Below are 14,997 nucleotides of genomic sequence, written 5' to 3'. Positions count from 1 at the left end.
TCAGGCCTGCCCGAAGAGATGGATACCGAGCCGGTCGGCGAGGAACGCCTTGGCCACGAACAGCACACCGGCGATCACCACCGCCAGGACGACGAGCAGGCAGATCACCGCCCCCGCCCAGGCGGCGTAACTGTGGCGCACCGACCCGTCGGGGCCCGGCCGCTCCGCGACCGACCACCACCGCACTCCCAGCGCGAAGACGGCCGGCAGCCCGGCTCCCAAGATCAGCGCCGCCAGCAGTACCTCACCCAGCGACCGGAGATCGGCCAGAAAGGTGCTCATCATGCCTCCTCGCGTGTGGACTCGACGGCCGGCGAATCCTGGACCGGCGGCGATGCGACGGTCCCGGGGGGATCGTTGACATTGCCGCTGGACACCCGGTCGCGCAGCGAACGCCGGTAGATCACCAGCGCCAGCGCTATGAGCAGCGCGAATACGACCAGGACGCCGGTCAGCCCACCGATATAGTGTGCCAGCGCCCAGCACATCGCGCCGACCGTGCCCGCGGCGGGCAGGGTCAGCAGCCAGGCGACCGCCATCCGGCCCATCACTGCCCAGCGCACCTCGGCGCCCTTGCCCAGGCCGGTACCCAGGATCGCACCGGTCACGGTCTGCGTGGTGGACAGCGGCAGGCCGAAATGCGCCGAGGTCAGGATGATCGCCGCCCCGGACGATTCGGCCGCCAGCCCCTGCGGCGAGTCGATATCGACCAATCCCTTGCCCAGTGTGCGGATGATCCGCCAGCCGCCGAGGTAGGTCCCGGCCGCGATGGCGAAGGCGCAGGAGGCCATCACCCACAGCGGCATGGTGGCGTCCGCCGAGATCTCGCCGTAGGCGACCAGTGCCAGGAAGATCACGCCCATCGTCTTCTGGGCGTCGTTGGTGCCGTGGGCCAGCGATACCAGCGACGCCGACCCGACCTGACCCCAGCGGAAGCCGGTGGTGACCTTGTCCGGATCCGAGCCGCGGGTGATCCGATAGACCGACCAGGTGCCGATGGTGGAGACGAGCCCCGCCACGACCGGTGCGAGCAGCGCGGGCAGGATGATCTTGTTCACCACGCCCCCGTCGTCGGAGAACCAGACGACCCCGTTCCAGCCGAGCGCGGCCAGCGTGGCGCCGATCAGACCGCCGAACAACGCGTGCGATGAACTCGACGGCAAGCCGAACAGCCAGGTCAGCAGATTCCACAGGATGCCGCCGACCAATCCGGCGTACACGATGATCAGCAGCGAATGCCCGGAGACCTCGTCCAGCCGCACGATCCCCTCGGCGACGGTGGCCGCGACCGCCACCGAGAGAAACGCCCCGATCAGATTGAGAAAGGCCGACAGCGCGACCGCCACTCTGGGTCTGAGCGCTCCGGTGGCGATCGAGGTCGCCATGGCGTTGGCCGTGTCGTGGAAACCGTTGGTGAAGTCGAAGGCCAGTGCCGTGACAATGACGACCAGAAGGATCAGCAGCTCTACCGTCACACCTGCATTGTGCGCTGCGCCGTCCGGCCGGCTTCGGGCGGACGCTGGATGGTTGCTGAAATGTATCGCCGGCCTGCGGCGATCCGGTGGTTACGGGCGTGCCGACCCGCCGGTCCGCAACTCGGCGGGCTCCGGCGATACCGAAGCCGGGGCCGGGGCTCGCCCGGCGAACCACCGGGCGGCCATCCCCAGACACGCGCAGACCACGATCACCACCGCCATCGGCACCCCGGTCTCCGGACCGCCCGTACCGACCAGCGGCGACACCAGCGCACCCAGCGTGAACTGCAACGCGCCCATCAGCGCCGACGCGGTGCCCGCGGACTGCCGGGCCCGGCCGATCGCCAGCGCGCTCGCGGTGCCCATCACCGTCGGCGTACTGGCCACCAGCACGAACAGCGCCGGCAGCACGGCCGCCGCGGGGGCGCCGGCCGCCAGCAGGACCAGGAGGACGAGTCCCGCGGCCAGGATGACGCGCTGCCCGATCCGCAGGATGGGTTCCGGGCCGAACCTGCCGACCAGGCGGGAGATCACCACCCCGGCCAGCACCATGCCCGCGGCATTGGCGGCGAACACGATCGTGTAGGTCCGGTTGGACAGGCCGAGCACGTTCTCCACGACGAACGGGGAGGCGGAGATATAGGCCATCATTCCCGCGAACCCGAGCGCGAACGCGAAGATGTAGCCGAGATACCCCCGGTCGGCGGCGACCCGCGCGATACCCCGCGCCGTGCCCGCGATCCCGGCGGTGTGCCGGTTCTCCGGCGGCAGCGATTCCGGGACCACCAGCAACGCCCCCAGGAACATGAGCAGGAAGATCGCGCTCAGAGCCCAGAACTCCGCCCGCCAGCCGGCCGCGACCAGGACCCCGCCGAGCAGCGGCGCCACCACCGGGGCGATCCCGCCGATGGCCGAGAACAGCGTGAACAGCCGGGCGGTACCGGCGCCCTCGGTGCGGTCGGCACCGACCGCGCGGCCGATCACCAGGCCCGCGGAGGCAGTGAGGCCCTGCACGAAGCGCATCACGATGAGCAGCCAGATACTCGGCGCGAGCGCACAGCCGACGGTCACCGCCACGGTGATCGCCGTGGCCAGGACCAGCGGCCGGCGCCGCCCGAACCGGTCCGAGAGCGGGCCGATGAGCAGTTGTCCCAGTGCCAGCCCGACCAGGAACGCCGTGAGAGTGAGCTGGACACTCGCCGCGCTGGTACCGAGGTCGGCGGCCAGATCCGTGAAGGCCGGCAGGTACATGTCGATCGCGAACGGCGCGGCCGCCGCGAGCAGGGCCAGCACCACCAGCAGAATTCCCGATACGCCGGGCCGGTTCCCGATCGGCATCCGGGCTCCCTCCGTCCAGATATTCATTCATACCAAGTACTTATTTATGCATACATAAGTTAACATGGGAAGTGTGAGCCGTGACTCCGATCTCCGGGCCCTCGATGCCGCGCTGCGGGATATCGCCCGCGCCGTCCGGCGGGCCGCGCTACGCCCCGCCGGCGCCGAGGCGCTGACCGATTCCCAGTCCGAGGCGCTGCGCTTCATCGTGCACAACCCGGGAGCGGCCCCCGGGGAACTGGCGGCACTGGCGGGTATGCAGCCGAGCAATATGAGCGCGGCCCTGCGCCAACTCGCCGAATACGGCCTGATCGAACGCGAACGCGACCCCGGCGACCGGCGCTGCAGCCGGGTCTCGCCCACGCCGAAAGCCCTCGCCTACGCCCGTGAGATACAGGCCCTGCGCAGCGGGCTGGTCCTCGACGCGCTCGACACGATGGATCAGGCCGATCAAGACGCCCTGGTGGCCGCTGTCGGCGCGCTGCGGTCGCTGGGCGCGGCCCTCGGCGCGGCCTCCCCCACCGCCCGTCCTCGGCAGAGATGAGCCCGGTACGGGCCGGAATCGGCCGTACCGGGCTCGACGGTCACCCGGGGCGAACGCCCCGGCGGCTCAGAACGCCTCTTCCGGCATCTCCATGATCTCGGTATCGAGAGCGGCGATGACATTCTTGGTCGCGGTGAGTGTGGGCAGCACGTTCTTCGCGAAGAAGCTCGCCACCCCGACCTTGCCGGTATAGAACGGCCGGTCGCGCTCCTGGGCCTCCGAGGCGAGTGCGGCCGCGGCGACCTCCGCCTGCACCAGCAGCCGCCAGCCGATGAGCAGATCACCCACCGCCAGCAGGAAGCGCACCGAACCCAGGCCGACCTTGTACAGCTCCGAGGGCTCGCTCCGAGCGGCCATCGCGTAACCGCTCAGCGAGCCCGCCATGGCCTGCACATCGGCCAGCGCGGTACGCAGCAGCGCGCGTTCGGTTTCCAGCCGCCCGCTCGGGGTGTCCAGGAAGGCGGTGATCTCGCCGAAGACATGCCCCGCCGCGGCGCCGGAGTCCCGCACGATCTTGCGGAAGAAGAAGTCCTGCGCCTGGATCGCGGTGGTGCCCTCGTAGAGCGAGTCGATCTTGGCGTCGCGGATGTACTGCTCGATCGGGTAGTCCTGCAGATATCCGGATCCGCCCAGGGTCTGCAGGGATTCGGTCAGATACTGGTAGGCCCGCTCGGACCCGACACCCTTGACGATCGGCAGCAGGAAATCGTCGACCCGGTGCGCGGTTTCGGCATCGGCGCCGGAAACCAGTTCCGCCACATCGGCGTTCTGATGCGCGGCGGTGTACATGTACACCGCGCGCAGGCCCTCGGCGTAGGCCTTCTGGGTGGCCAGGCTGCGCCGCACATCCGGGTGGTGGGTGATGGTGACCCGGGGCGCGGTCTTATCGGCCATCTGGGTGAGATCGGCGCCCTGGACCCGTTCCTTGGCGTAGGCGAGTGCGTTCAGATAGCCGGTGGACAGGGTTCCACTGGACTTGACGCCGACCATCATGCGCGCGTTCTCGATGACCTTGAACATCTGGGCGATGCCGTTGTGCGAGCCGCCGACCAGCCAGCCGACCGCCGGCCGCTCCCCACCGAAGGTGAGCTCACAGGTCGGCGAGGATTTCAGGCCCATCTTGTGCTCGACGGCGGTCACGTACACGCCGTTACGTTCACCCAGTTCCAGTGTCTGCGGATCGAAGTGGTATTTCGGCACGTAGAACAGGGACAGCCCCTTGGTGCCCGGGCCCGCGCCCTCCGGCCGGGCCAGCACCAGATGGAAGACGTTCTCGGCGGTATCGCCCACATCGGCGCCGGAGATGAAGCGCTTCACGCCCTCGATATGCCAGGTTCCGTCGGGCTGCTCGACGGCCTTGGCCCGGCCCGCGCCCACATCGGACCCGGCGTCGGGTTCGGTGAGCACCATCGTGCCCTGCCAGTGCCGCTCGAAACCCGCCGCGGCCCAATGCCGCTGCTGCTCGTCACCGATCCCGTACAGCACCTGCGCCATCACGGCGCCCATATCGAAGAACACCGCGGCCGGATTGGCGCAGGTGATCATTTCGCTGACCGCCCAGTTGAGCGCCGCGGGCGAGGGCATACCGCCCATCTCCTCGGGTTTGCCCAGCCGGTTCCAGCCGGCGTCGCGGATGGCGAGAATCGACTTGGTCAGCGGTTCCGGAACGGTGATCGAATGGGTGTCCGGGACGAATTCCACCGGATCGCGGTCGGCGTCGGCGAAGGACTCCGCCACCGGGCCCTCGGCCAGCCGTTTGACCTCGGCCAGGATCTCGCGCGCGGTATCGGTATCGAGATCGCCGTACGCACCCGAGTCGAGCAGTTTGCCGAGTTCGAGCACCTCGAAGAGATTGAATTCGATATCACGCAGATTCGCCTGGTAGTGACCCACGGTCGTCCTCCTGGTCGGTTCCCTGGCGGTCGGGGCCGACCGCGTGGTGCAGGCTTTTGACATCGTACGAATTGCAGCGTGCCGGACGGCGTGCGGGTACGCAACCGTAGCTTTCCCACCCCGCATCCACCGGGGCCGCACGGACGGGTGAACCCGTCCCGGACAGTTCGCCGGGTCTCAGCAGTCCGGCTGCAACGGCCAGCATTCCACCGGCCCGGCCGGGGGCGGTGGCGCCGGAGCCGTCGAGCTGGGCGGTGCCGCCGGTTCGGCGGACGGCCCGTCGGACAGCAGCGAGCCGATGATCGCGAACAGCACCACGAGCATGCCGAACACCGCGACGCTCAGTACACCCCAGCCGATCAGATCGTGGGTGCGGTCCGAATCCGGCTGCCGCCAGCTCGGCCGCTCGCGCGGTTTCTTGGGCGGCTCCGGGAGTTTGTCCTCGAATCCGGCGGCGATCAGTTCGCCGCGTTCGGGTGCCCAGCCGGTGAGCGCACGGGTCGCCGCGCACACCCGCCCCAGCGTCCAGCGCGGCGGTCCGGGCGCGAAATTCTCCAGGAAGATCCGCAGCTCGGTGTGGTCGGCGGCATTACCGGCCACCACGTCGAGGCCCGGCCGCAAGGTCTCGCGAGCCGGCCGCAGCACCGCGCCCCGCATGGGGATCAGCGCCACCGCGCCGCACAGCTGCCCGGGATCGTAGGAGGCGCGCTCGAAGGTCAGCTGCACCTCCTGCACCGCGCTCTCCACCTGCCGCACGGGGTTGGTCCCGAACTCCAGCGCCAGATCGGCCTCGTGCTCGCCGACTCTCCAGGCGCGTTGCGGGGCAACCGTCAGAATCCCGCTCTGCCGGCTCCGGAACCCGATCACCTCGAAGACCAGGACACCCTGCGGGGTCCAGATCACCGCACCGATCTGCCGGGTGCCGCGCTGGGTCCCGATTCTCAGGCCCACGATGGCCAATCCGGTCGTCGGCAACTGCCGCAGACATTCCACGAACTCCCGCTCGGCCGGAGAAAGCTCCGCCCGATCGTCGACCTTCACCAGCATCGCGCTCTACCTCTGCCGTGTGTCGTTACGCCCGATACCACCACCGACCCCCTGACGATCATGACCCCACGCCCCCTTTCGTACCACTCGTACCGGCCGCGGCTCCGGCGAATCGGCAATCCACGGCCGCCACCGGGTGCCGGCGACCCTTGCCGGGCGGAATATCGCGGTGCTGGCTAACCTGCTGTCATGTCTGACGCTCCGCCGCCCGGAAAGCCCTCTGTCGCACTGGTACTGGGAGGCGGTGGACCGGTCGGCATCTGCTGGCTGGCCGGTCTCGCGATCGGTTTACGGGATGCCGGTGTGGACCTCGCGCTGGCCGACCGCATCATCGGCACCTCGGCCGGGGCCGTCGTCGGCGCGGTCCTCGCGGCCGGGGCCGATCCGGCGACCCTGCTGACGCCCCGGCCCGAACCCGCGCAACCCGTGCGGTACAACTTCGGTCCGCTGCTGGAGATCGCCTCGCTGCTACGCGCCGTCGACCAGGATCGCGAACTGGTCCTGCAGCGCGTGGGCGAACTGGCGCTCGGCAGCGATACCGGCGACCCGGCGGCGCATATCGAGCGGATCGGCGCTCTCGTCGGTTTCGCGTCGTGGCCCGAACGGGAACTGCTGGTCACCGCGATCGATATCGGCACCGGAACACTTACCGCCTGGACCCGGGACGGCGCCGCGACCCTCGTGCAGGCGCTGGCGTCGAGCACCTCGGTGCCCGGTGTCTACCCGCCGATCGAGATCGGCGGGAGTCACTACATCGACGGCGGTGTCCGTTCCACGATCAACGCCGATCTCGCCGCCGGGTTCGATGTGGTCCTCATCCTGGAACCGCTGGCCCATATGTACCCGCGGACCCGCGCGGACCGGGAACTGCGGGCCGGGCACGAGATCTCGGTGGGTCCCGACGATATCGCCGTCGCCGCGTTCGGCACCGACCTGTTCGCCGCCGCGTCCCTCGCCCCGGCCTACGAATCGGGGTTGCGGCAGGCGGGAGAACTCGCACCGGAACTGAAAGCGGTCTGGCCGGCCGCGGGACAGTGACCGCTAGATGGTCCGAGGCCCGCGGGCGGCACGCAAACCGCTACGTGGGAGCCCGGCCCGGTTCGCCGGCTGCTGGATCAGCTCCGGGTCGATCCCGACGCGCTGCGCGAATTCGGTGAGACCGGGAGTGGCCTGATCCATGTAGAGCAGATCGGAGGTGGTGGCGCGGACGGTCCGGTGCCGCCCGATCTGCTCGGGGGCCAGGTCCTCGGCCTCCAGCAGCAGCCCGAGCGCGCGTTCCGGGCTGCGGCGCTGGGCCCACGCGCGGGCGGTGTCGACGAGCAGCCGGCAGTGATTGGCCGTCGACAGCGTCCGGGTGTCGACCTTGCCGGCCAGCCTGATCGCCGTCCCCGCGTCGCCCAGTTCCACCGCGACGGAGACTTCGTGCAGATCGACGGCGGTGGGGCCGAAACCGGTCTGATAGTCGTCGCGGTCGCGCCCCAGATCGGTCGCCACCTTGCGCGCCCGGATCAGCAGATCGTGCGCCGATTCGGCGTTCTCGGTCCGGGCGGCGACGACGGCCGCCTGCAGGGTGAGCGCGCCGTACACGCTCAGCGCCCGTGGATCCCCCTGATCGACCAGTGGTTCGATAGCCGCGCGGGCCGTTTCGGCGGCATATCCGGCCTGGTCGAGCTGCTGTGAGCGCTGGAAGATGAGGGTGAGGCGGAAAGCCGCCGAGGCGAGCAGTACCGGATCGCCGGTGCGCTGGGCCTTGCTCATGGCGCGCTCCGCGGCGACCCACGCCGCGTCGAACTGCTGCAGTTCGGCCAGGGCGACGGCCCAGGCCTGGTACGTACTCGCGAGCAGTTCGTCGGCCCGGCCCGGCCGGACTCCGGCGGCCTCCAGTTCCGATAACAGCGGTTCGAGCACCGGTAGCAGGTCGGCGTAGCGCGCGTGGCGGGTGAGCGACCACACGGATTCGACGCGCTCGGCCAGTTGCGCGTAGTCGGGTTCGGGGACACGGTCGGCGACCATCGCCGCCAGCGCGTGGTTGGCGGTGAGCAGCCGGCGCAGCGCCGCGGCATCGGCCGGTATCGGCTCGACCCGGACGGTCCGCGCGGTCGGCGCCAGTTCGGCGACCGGGATATCGAGTACCTCGGCGATCCGCTCGAGCACGTCGAGCGCTTTCACCGGGCGCACCCCGCGCTCCACCTGGGAAACCCAGGCCTCGGACCGTTTGATCAGGGGAGCGAAATCTCGCTGGGACAGACCTTTTCGCGCGCGGTAATACGCGACTTTACGGCCGATACCCGATTCGTTCTCGGTCATCGGCCGGACTCGCCTCTACCGGCGAGCGGTTCGTGGGTTCGCGCCGCGGACGCGCTCCCACTGTGGCCCGATCGCCGGTGGTAGAGACCCGTCGCACTCATCTGGTCGTGCGAATCGACGCGCGGGACCGGTCCCGTCATGTCAGGCTCCTTCGGTGCGTCACCGGCGCGAGGCCGATCCTGGGGCTGCGGCTGTTCACTTGTCCGATCAGTACTCATCGTCTGTCCGAGCACTGTCGGTGTTACATCGTTCGTGTGGCTGTGCCGCAACGCCCGCACCCGAACCGCCGGTGAGTGGATGCGTGAATTCCCCGAGAGCTGTTCCGGATTCCCGCCCCGCCTCCGCCTGACGATCACTTTATAACGTCTCGCTGCGATTCTCTCGGGCCAGTGGGGCTTACGGGTACCCATTGACCCGTTCCGGTAAAACCCCGGCGCCGGGAATTCGCCCGCCGCCTACCCGCTGTCCACGGCATCCGCCGCCGACCGGCGCGGGCGGGCCCCCTCGTGTAATATAAGTTCAAACTTATACAAGGAGGACAGCATGGATTTGCTCGCCGATCCCGCAGGGCTGGCCGGACTGGTCTCGCGGGAGATCCGCACCGGCGAACGCCAGGGCACGCCGACCAAGATCGCCGTCGCCCGGCGCACCTACCCCACCGATCGAGACGATCTCTGGGATGCGCTCACCGACGCCGACCGGCTCCCCCGGTGGTTCCTGCCCGTCACCGGCGAGTTGCGCGTCGGCGGGAAATACCAGCTCGAAGGGAACGCCGGCGGTGTCGTCGAGGAATGCGAACCGCCGGCCCGCTTCGCCGTGACCTGGGAAATGGGCCCCATGATCTCCTGGCTCGAGGTCCGCCTCGCGCCGGCCGGCGCCGGCACCACCCTGGAGCTGACCCACGAAGCACCGGTGGACCCCGATATGTGGAAGCAGTTCGGGCCCGGCGCGGTCGGTGTCGGCTGGGACCTCGGGCTCATGGGCCTGGGCCTGCATCTGGACACCGGCGCCGCCGTCGACCCGGCCATCGCACTGGAGTTCCCGGCCACCCCCGAGGGACTGCTGTTCATCCGCACCTCCGCGGCGGGCTGGGCGGAGGCCGCCGTCGCCGACGGCGACGACCCCGCCGAGGCCCACCCGGCGGCGGAGGCGACCGTGGCGTTCTACACCACGGTCCCCGAGGAGGGCGCGCAATCCTGATGTCCGGTACCTCACCGGCGAAGGTATTCGAGGCGCTGGGCGATCCGGTCCGCCGCCGGATCCTGCAGCTCGTCGCAGCGGGCGAACAGACGGCCGGTGGGCTGGTGGACGGCGTACGGCAGGACACGCCGATCTCCCAGCCCGCCGTATCGCAGCATCTGCGCGCCCTGCGCGAGGCCGGGCTGGTGCGGGTGCGGCCGGAGGGCAGTAAGCGGTTCTACGGGCTGGATCCCACGGGAGTCTCCGCCGCGCGCGAATGGCTCACGGATCTGCTGGACCCGATGGCACTGTTCGCGCAGCCGCTCGACGCCCTCGCCACCGAAGTCGCCCGTGGCAAGCGCGAACGCCGTGGGCGGGAGTCCGGCGGCGGCGCCGACCGCGACTCCCGGCCCGCCTGAGGGTCCGCGATCGGGGCGACGCCGCCCCCTGGCGCCTGCTATACAACGGGGGTGCGACGCTGGATCATCGGGATATCACTGGGCCTGGTCATACTGCTGATATCGGCGGCGGGTGGCTATTTCCTGATGAACTCCCGCACCTATCAGCTCACGGGGCGGTTGGTCGACCGGGTGGAGACCGGCGCGAAGGTGGTGGCCCTGACCTTGGACGACGGTCCGACCGACCGCGCGAGCGAGGTACTGGACCTCTTGGCCGAGGCCGATATCCCCGCCACCTTCTACCTCAACGGCGGTGATCTCGCGGCCCGGCCCGAACTGGGCCGGGCCATCGCCGCGGCCGGTCACGAACTCGGCAATCACACCTACACCCACCGGCGGATGGTGCTGGTGTCGCGGGAGACCGTCGCCGACGAGATCGAGCGCACCGACGCCGAGATCCGCCGCACCGGATACCGGGGTGAGATCACCTTCCGCCCGCCGTACTGCAAGAAACTGTGGACCCTGCCCGACTATCTGTCCGACCACGACCGGACGACGGTCACCTGGGATATCGAACCGGAGGCGGTGGCGAATACCGCCGAGGGCATGGTCACCGCCGCGACCGAACAGGTCCGGCCCGGGTCGATCATCCTGCTGCACACCATGTTCGCGAGCGGGGCCGCGGCCCGCGCGGCGATCGTCCCGATGGTGCGGGCCCTGCGCGCCGACGGCTACCGGTTCGTCACCGTGTCCGATCTGCTGCGCGACGCCGGGACCGCCGCGTGATTCCGGTCCGCGCGCATCGGAGGCGGACCGGCGGGTAGGTTCGCAGCAGTGCCGCGCGCCCACTTCCGGGGTTCGCGGCCGGGACGGCAGCTTCCACCCGAAAGGGACTGACAAGATGGTTTCGGAGTCGCGACCACGGATCACCCCCGGCCGCCTGCGCGAGCTCGGCCCGATCAACTGGGCCGCCTGGCAGGTGCTCTCCAAGGCGTCCGGAACCCCGGACGCCCAGGTGTTCAGCACGCTCGGCCGGTCGGGCCGGCTCTTCCGCGGCTGGCTGCACTTCTCCGGAATGCTCATGCCCGGCGGGCGCCTGCGCCGCTACGAAACCGAACTGGTGATCCTGCGGGTCGCCCATCTGCGTGGATGTGAGTACGAGACGGATCATCACATCCGCCTGGGCAAACGTGCGGGCATCACCCCGGAGGTCCTGGACCGGATCCGGACCGGCCCCGAGGCCGAGGGCTGGCCCGCCGGGCACCGGGCCCTGCTCACGGCCGTCGACCAGCTGGTCCGCACCCGCGATATCGACGACGCCGTCTGGACGGAACTATCCGCCCACTACGACGAACGCCGCCTGATCGAAATCGTGCTGCTGGTCAACCAGTACGAGGGCCTGGCCGCGACGATCACCACGCTGCGTATCCGCCGCGACGAATTCTGAGCGCGCCGCCGCGCCTTCCGTGGTCTACCGCCCGCCGATGAACGCCGCGGCGGGCAGGAATATCTCGTGCCCGGAATCGAACCGGAAGGCCACCCCGCCGGGCCGCCAATCCACCGATTCCAGGCGCGGGTCGCGGTTGCCCAGTATCTCGAAGTAGACGGGATGCCCGTAGCCCAGCCCGGGGTCGCGCCCGACGAGCACGACATCCGGCAACCGGCGGTGGAGCAGCCGGCTCTCCTGCCGCACCAGTCCGGCGTGATAGGTGGCGCCGTCGTAGTCCACACCGGCGGGCTGGACCTCGGACAGGACCACCTCGCTGCGCACCAGCTGGGTATCGGCGAATACCGCCGCCGCTACCGCTACCAGCAGGAACAGGATCAGCAGTACCGCGAGCACCCATCGGAGTACGGGTGCGGCGCCGGTGCCCGGCGCCGGAGAAGAAGACACCGCCGGAATATATCCCGCCGGACCGGCGCGCACCGGACCGGCGGAACCGTCGAAAACGACCGACTCCGCGCCGGATACCGGCGCGGAGTCGGGAGTCACCGATCGGATCGGCGGATTCGCTCAGAAGTTGATCATATGGCCGGCCAGGCCGTGGAAGGCTTCCTGCAGCGCCTCGCTCAACGTCGGGTGGGTGTGCACATTGCGGGTCAGCTCGTTGACCGTGAGATCCCACTTCTGCGCCAGGGTGAGCTCCGGCAGCAGTTCGGAGACATCGTGGCCGATGAGGTGGCCGCCGATGAGCTCGCCGTGGGTGTTGTCGGAGATGAGCTTCACGAAACCGGTGGCATCGCCCAGGCCGTGCGCCTTACCGTTGGCGGTGAGCGGGAAGGTCGCGACCTTCACGTCGTAGCCCTCGTCGCGCGCCTGCTGTTCGGTGAGCCCGAAGCTGGCGACCTGCGGCTGGCAGAAGGTGGCGCGCGGCATCATCCGGTAGTCACCCAGGGCCAGCGTCTCCGCACCGGCGATGGTCTCGGCCGCGACCACGCCCTGCGCTTCGGCGACATGCGCGAGCTGCAGTTTCGCGGTGACATCGCCGATGGCGTAGATATGGCCCACATTGGTGCGCATGTAGTCGTCGATGGCGATGGCGCCGCGGTCGGTGAGCGCGACCCCGGTGTTCTCCAGGCCGAAGCCCTCGACCCGGGGCGCGAAGCCGACGGCCTGCAGCACCTTGTCGACGGTGACCGTCTCCACCTGGCCGGACTTGTTGTCCTTGATGGCGACGGTGACCTTGCTGCCGTCGTCGTCGATCGACTGCACCGCGGCACCGGTGCTGATGGTGATGCCCAGCTTCTTGTACGCCTTGGTGATCTCCTTGGAGACGTCGGCGTCCTCGTTCGGCAGGGCCCGGTCCAGGAACTCCACGATCCGTACGTCCACGCCGTAGTTGCGCAGCACGTAGGCGAACTCCATACCGATGGCGCCGGCGCCGACGATCAGGATCGAACCGGGCAGGTCGCGGGTGAGGATCTGCTCCTCGTAGGTCACCACGTTCTGGCTCAGGGAGGTGCCCGGCAGCAGTTTGGTGTTGGTACCGGTGGCGATGATGGCGTTGTCGAAGGTGATCGACTCGCTGCCACCACTGCTCAGCTCCACCGAGAGCGCGTTCGGGCCGGTGAACGTGCCCTTCCCGTCGTACTCGGTGATCTTGTTCTTCTTCATCAGGAAGTGGACGCCCTTGACCCGGCCGTCCGCGACCTTGCGGCTCCGGTCGAACGCCGCTCCGAAATCGAACGACGCCTCACCGGTGATACCGAAGGTTTTGGCCTCCTTGGTGAAGATATGCGCCAGCTCCGCGTTGCGCAGCAGCGCCTTGGACGGGATGCAGCCCACGTTCAGGCATACGCCACCCCAGTATTTCTGCTCGACGATCGCTGTTCGCAGGCCGAGTTGAGCGGCGCGGATCGCGGCGACGTAACCGCCGGGACCAGCACCGAGAACGACGACATCGTAGTGGGAAGTCACGGTGTCGAGCCTAGCTCTCCGGGCGTGGCGGGACCCACCCACCCGTCCCGCCCGTGAACAGCGTCACCGGGTCCGGGCGTGGTCGCCCGGACCGCCGCCGCCGACGCGACCAACGCCACGGCGACGACCGCGGCCGCGATCCCGAACCCGGTCGTCGACAGGACCAGCCCCCCGACGACCATCCCCGCCGGAATGCCCGAGGCGTCGGCGAAACCCTCGAGAGAACTGAACCGGCCCAATGCCGCGGTGGGCAGTATCGCCTGGATCAGCGCCTGCCAGACGATCCCGGCGACGGCGATCGCGAACCCGGCCGCCATGATCCCCGCGCACAGCGGCACCGCCCCCACGACCCCGTACGCGTAACCGGTGACGACCGCCAGCTCCACGAGGACGACCACCGACATCACCACCACGGCCAACCTCCAGCCGACCCGCCGCAGTCCGGCCATCACGGACGCCGACCCGGCCAGACCGGCCACCGCCATACCGGTCGCCACCACCGCCCACAGACCGCCGCCGCCGCGCTCGACGGTCAGCACCGGCCCGGCCACCGCGACCAGGCCTATCGCGAACGAGACGCCGAACCACAGCACGACCGACCACCCGAGCCACGGCGCCCCGGCGAGCGTCGCACGCAGCGAATCCCCGCGCGGTGAACGCCCGGCGCCCGGGGATGCGGACGGAGGGGCGATGTCCACGGCCGCACCGGCCCCGGCATCGGGCGGGGTGTCCCCGGGAGCAACGGTCACCCGTGCCGGCGGGCGAGCACGGCCGCGGGCGTACCCCAGGGCGGCGAGATTCAGCGCGAACGTCACCGCGTCCAGCACCAGGATCCAGAGGAAGCCGGTCGTCTCCATCAGCACCACCGCCAGCGCCGGACCGGTCAGCAGGCCGAGGTCGGCGACTGCCGTGAGCAGTGCGTTGGCGGTCGGCAGATCACGCGCGGGCACGATCCGCGGCAGTACCGTGTGCAGCGCGGGCCCGTAGAACGCGGTCGCGGCCCCGAACACCGCCGCCGATGCGATCAGGGCCGCTGCCGGATCGCGATCGGAGCAGACCAGAACCAGCGCGAGCCCGCCCTGTGCGACGATGCGGGCCGCGTCGGCGGCGATCATCACCGCGAACCGGTCGCACCGGGCGGCGGCGATCCCGGCGAGCGGGGTGCAGACCAGCCGGCCCGCCCACAGCGCGAGCAGCACCGAGGTGAGCACGGCGGCCGATCCGAAGGTTTGTACGGAATAGACGGCGAAGGCCACCGGGATCATTCCGTCCGTGGCGGCCGAACATACCGCGCCGAAACCGATTCCACGAAAGGCCGGTTCGCGCAACGGGCGTAGTTTCTCCCGCGGCGCCGGCCGGGGCACGACTGATCTCATACGCCCCGCATCCTGTCCGGAA

The 14,997-nt window shown here is 69.7% G+C and carries 15 protein-coding genes; 6 read left to right on the top strand and 9 right to left on the bottom strand.

Annotation, left to right across the window (positions count from 1 at the left end):
- From ACZ6SF_RS11620 to ACZ6SF_RS11610, 3 genes are all read right to left on the bottom strand, one after another.
- Entirely contained in the window at window positions 1–282 is a 282-nt protein-coding gene (locus ACZ6SF_RS11620; RefSeq protein ID WP_466061996.1) for a hypothetical protein, read from the bottom strand.
- Window positions 282–1,475 (bottom strand): inorganic phosphate transporter, encoded by a 1,194-nt coding sequence (locus ACZ6SF_RS11615; RefSeq protein WP_466061995.1) that lies wholly within the window; start codon window positions 1,473–1,475, stop codon window positions 282–284. Before ACZ6SF_RS11615 ends, ACZ6SF_RS11620 begins: the two co-directional genes overlap by 1 nt.
- Before the next feature lie 90 nt (window positions 1,476–1,565).
- On the bottom strand, window positions 1,566–2,813 hold the full coding sequence (locus ACZ6SF_RS11610) for a multidrug effflux MFS transporter (RefSeq protein ID WP_466061994.1): 1,248 nt from the start codon (window positions 2,811–2,813) through the stop codon (window positions 1,566–1,568).
- A gap of 73 nt (window positions 2,814–2,886) precedes the next feature.
- On the opposite strand from ACZ6SF_RS11610, the gene ACZ6SF_RS11605 reads away from it, so the two are divergent.
- Window positions 2,887–3,357, top strand: a complete 471-nt coding sequence (locus tag ACZ6SF_RS11605; RefSeq protein ID WP_466061993.1) for a MarR family winged helix-turn-helix transcriptional regulator — start codon at window positions 2,887–2,889, stop codon at window positions 3,355–3,357.
- Window positions 3,358–3,423: 66 nt separating this feature from the next.
- Here the strand turns inward: ACZ6SF_RS11605 and ACZ6SF_RS11600 are convergent, their stop codons facing one another.
- Both ACZ6SF_RS11600 and ACZ6SF_RS11595 read right to left on the bottom strand, forming a co-directional pair.
- Window positions 3,424–5,250 carry an acyl-CoA dehydrogenase gene (locus ACZ6SF_RS11600; RefSeq protein ID WP_466061992.1) on the bottom strand — a complete coding sequence of 609 codons (1,827 nt, stop codon included), beginning with the start codon at window positions 5,248–5,250 and terminating at the stop codon, window positions 3,424–3,426.
- A gap of 177 nt (window positions 5,251–5,427) precedes the next feature.
- On the bottom strand, window positions 5,428–6,297 hold the full coding sequence (locus ACZ6SF_RS11595) for a nuclease-related domain-containing protein (protein ID WP_466061991.1): 870 nt from the start codon (window positions 6,295–6,297) through the stop codon (window positions 5,428–5,430).
- Window positions 6,298–6,486: 189 nt separating this feature from the next.
- On the opposite strand from ACZ6SF_RS11595, the gene ACZ6SF_RS11590 reads away from it, so the two are divergent.
- A complete protein-coding gene (locus tag ACZ6SF_RS11590; RefSeq protein ID WP_466061990.1) occupies window positions 6,487–7,335 on the top strand; it encodes a patatin-like phospholipase family protein in 849 nt (282 codons plus the stop codon).
- A gap of 3 nt (window positions 7,336–7,338) precedes the next feature.
- On the opposite strand, the gene ACZ6SF_RS11585 is transcribed toward ACZ6SF_RS11590, so the two are convergent.
- On the bottom strand, window positions 7,339–8,604 hold the full coding sequence (locus ACZ6SF_RS11585; RefSeq protein WP_466061989.1) for a helix-turn-helix domain-containing protein: 1,266 nt from the start codon (window positions 8,602–8,604) through the stop codon (window positions 7,339–7,341).
- 543 nt (window positions 8,605–9,147) lie between these two features.
- On the opposite strand from ACZ6SF_RS11585, the gene ACZ6SF_RS11580 reads away from it, so the two are divergent.
- From ACZ6SF_RS11580 to ACZ6SF_RS11565, 4 genes are all read left to right on the top strand, one after another.
- Entirely contained in the window at window positions 9,148–9,804 is a 657-nt protein-coding gene (locus tag ACZ6SF_RS11580; RefSeq protein WP_466061988.1) for an SRPBCC family protein, read from the top strand.
- On the top strand, window positions 9,804–10,202 hold the full coding sequence (locus tag ACZ6SF_RS11575) for an ArsR/SmtB family transcription factor (protein ID WP_466061987.1): 399 nt from the start codon (window positions 9,804–9,806) through the stop codon (window positions 10,200–10,202). Before ACZ6SF_RS11580 ends, ACZ6SF_RS11575 begins: the two co-directional genes overlap by 1 nt.
- A gap of 51 nt (window positions 10,203–10,253) precedes the next feature.
- A complete protein-coding gene (locus ACZ6SF_RS11570) occupies window positions 10,254–10,967 on the top strand; it encodes a polysaccharide deacetylase family protein (protein WP_466061986.1) in 714 nt (237 codons plus the stop codon).
- 115 nt (window positions 10,968–11,082) lie between these two features.
- Entirely contained in the window at window positions 11,083–11,628 is a 546-nt protein-coding gene (locus ACZ6SF_RS11565; protein WP_466061985.1) for a carboxymuconolactone decarboxylase family protein, read from the top strand.
- A gap of 24 nt (window positions 11,629–11,652) precedes the next feature.
- Here ACZ6SF_RS11565 and ACZ6SF_RS11560 read toward each other — a convergent pair whose 3' ends face one another.
- The 3 genes from ACZ6SF_RS11560 to ACZ6SF_RS11550 form a co-directional block, all read right to left on the bottom strand.
- Complete coding sequence (locus tag ACZ6SF_RS11560; RefSeq protein WP_466061984.1) at window positions 11,653–12,075, bottom strand: hypothetical protein; 423 nt, start codon at window positions 12,073–12,075, stop codon at window positions 11,653–11,655.
- A gap of 120 nt (window positions 12,076–12,195) precedes the next feature.
- Window positions 12,196–13,599 carry a dihydrolipoyl dehydrogenase gene (gene lpdA / locus ACZ6SF_RS11555; protein ID WP_466061983.1) on the bottom strand — a complete coding sequence of 468 codons (1,404 nt, stop codon included), beginning with the start codon at window positions 13,597–13,599 and terminating at the stop codon, window positions 12,196–12,198.
- Window positions 13,596–14,975 (bottom strand): MFS transporter, encoded by a 1,380-nt coding sequence (locus ACZ6SF_RS11550; RefSeq protein ID WP_466061982.1) that lies wholly within the window; start codon window positions 14,973–14,975, stop codon window positions 13,596–13,598. The genes lpdA and ACZ6SF_RS11550 overlap by 4 nt, the downstream gene beginning before the upstream one ends.
- Window positions 14,976–14,997 lie beyond the last annotated feature (22 nt).

The sequence above is a fragment of the Nocardia sp. NPDC049935 genome (assembly GCF_055586645.1).
This window is presented reverse-complemented; position numbering and strand designations above follow the sequence as displayed.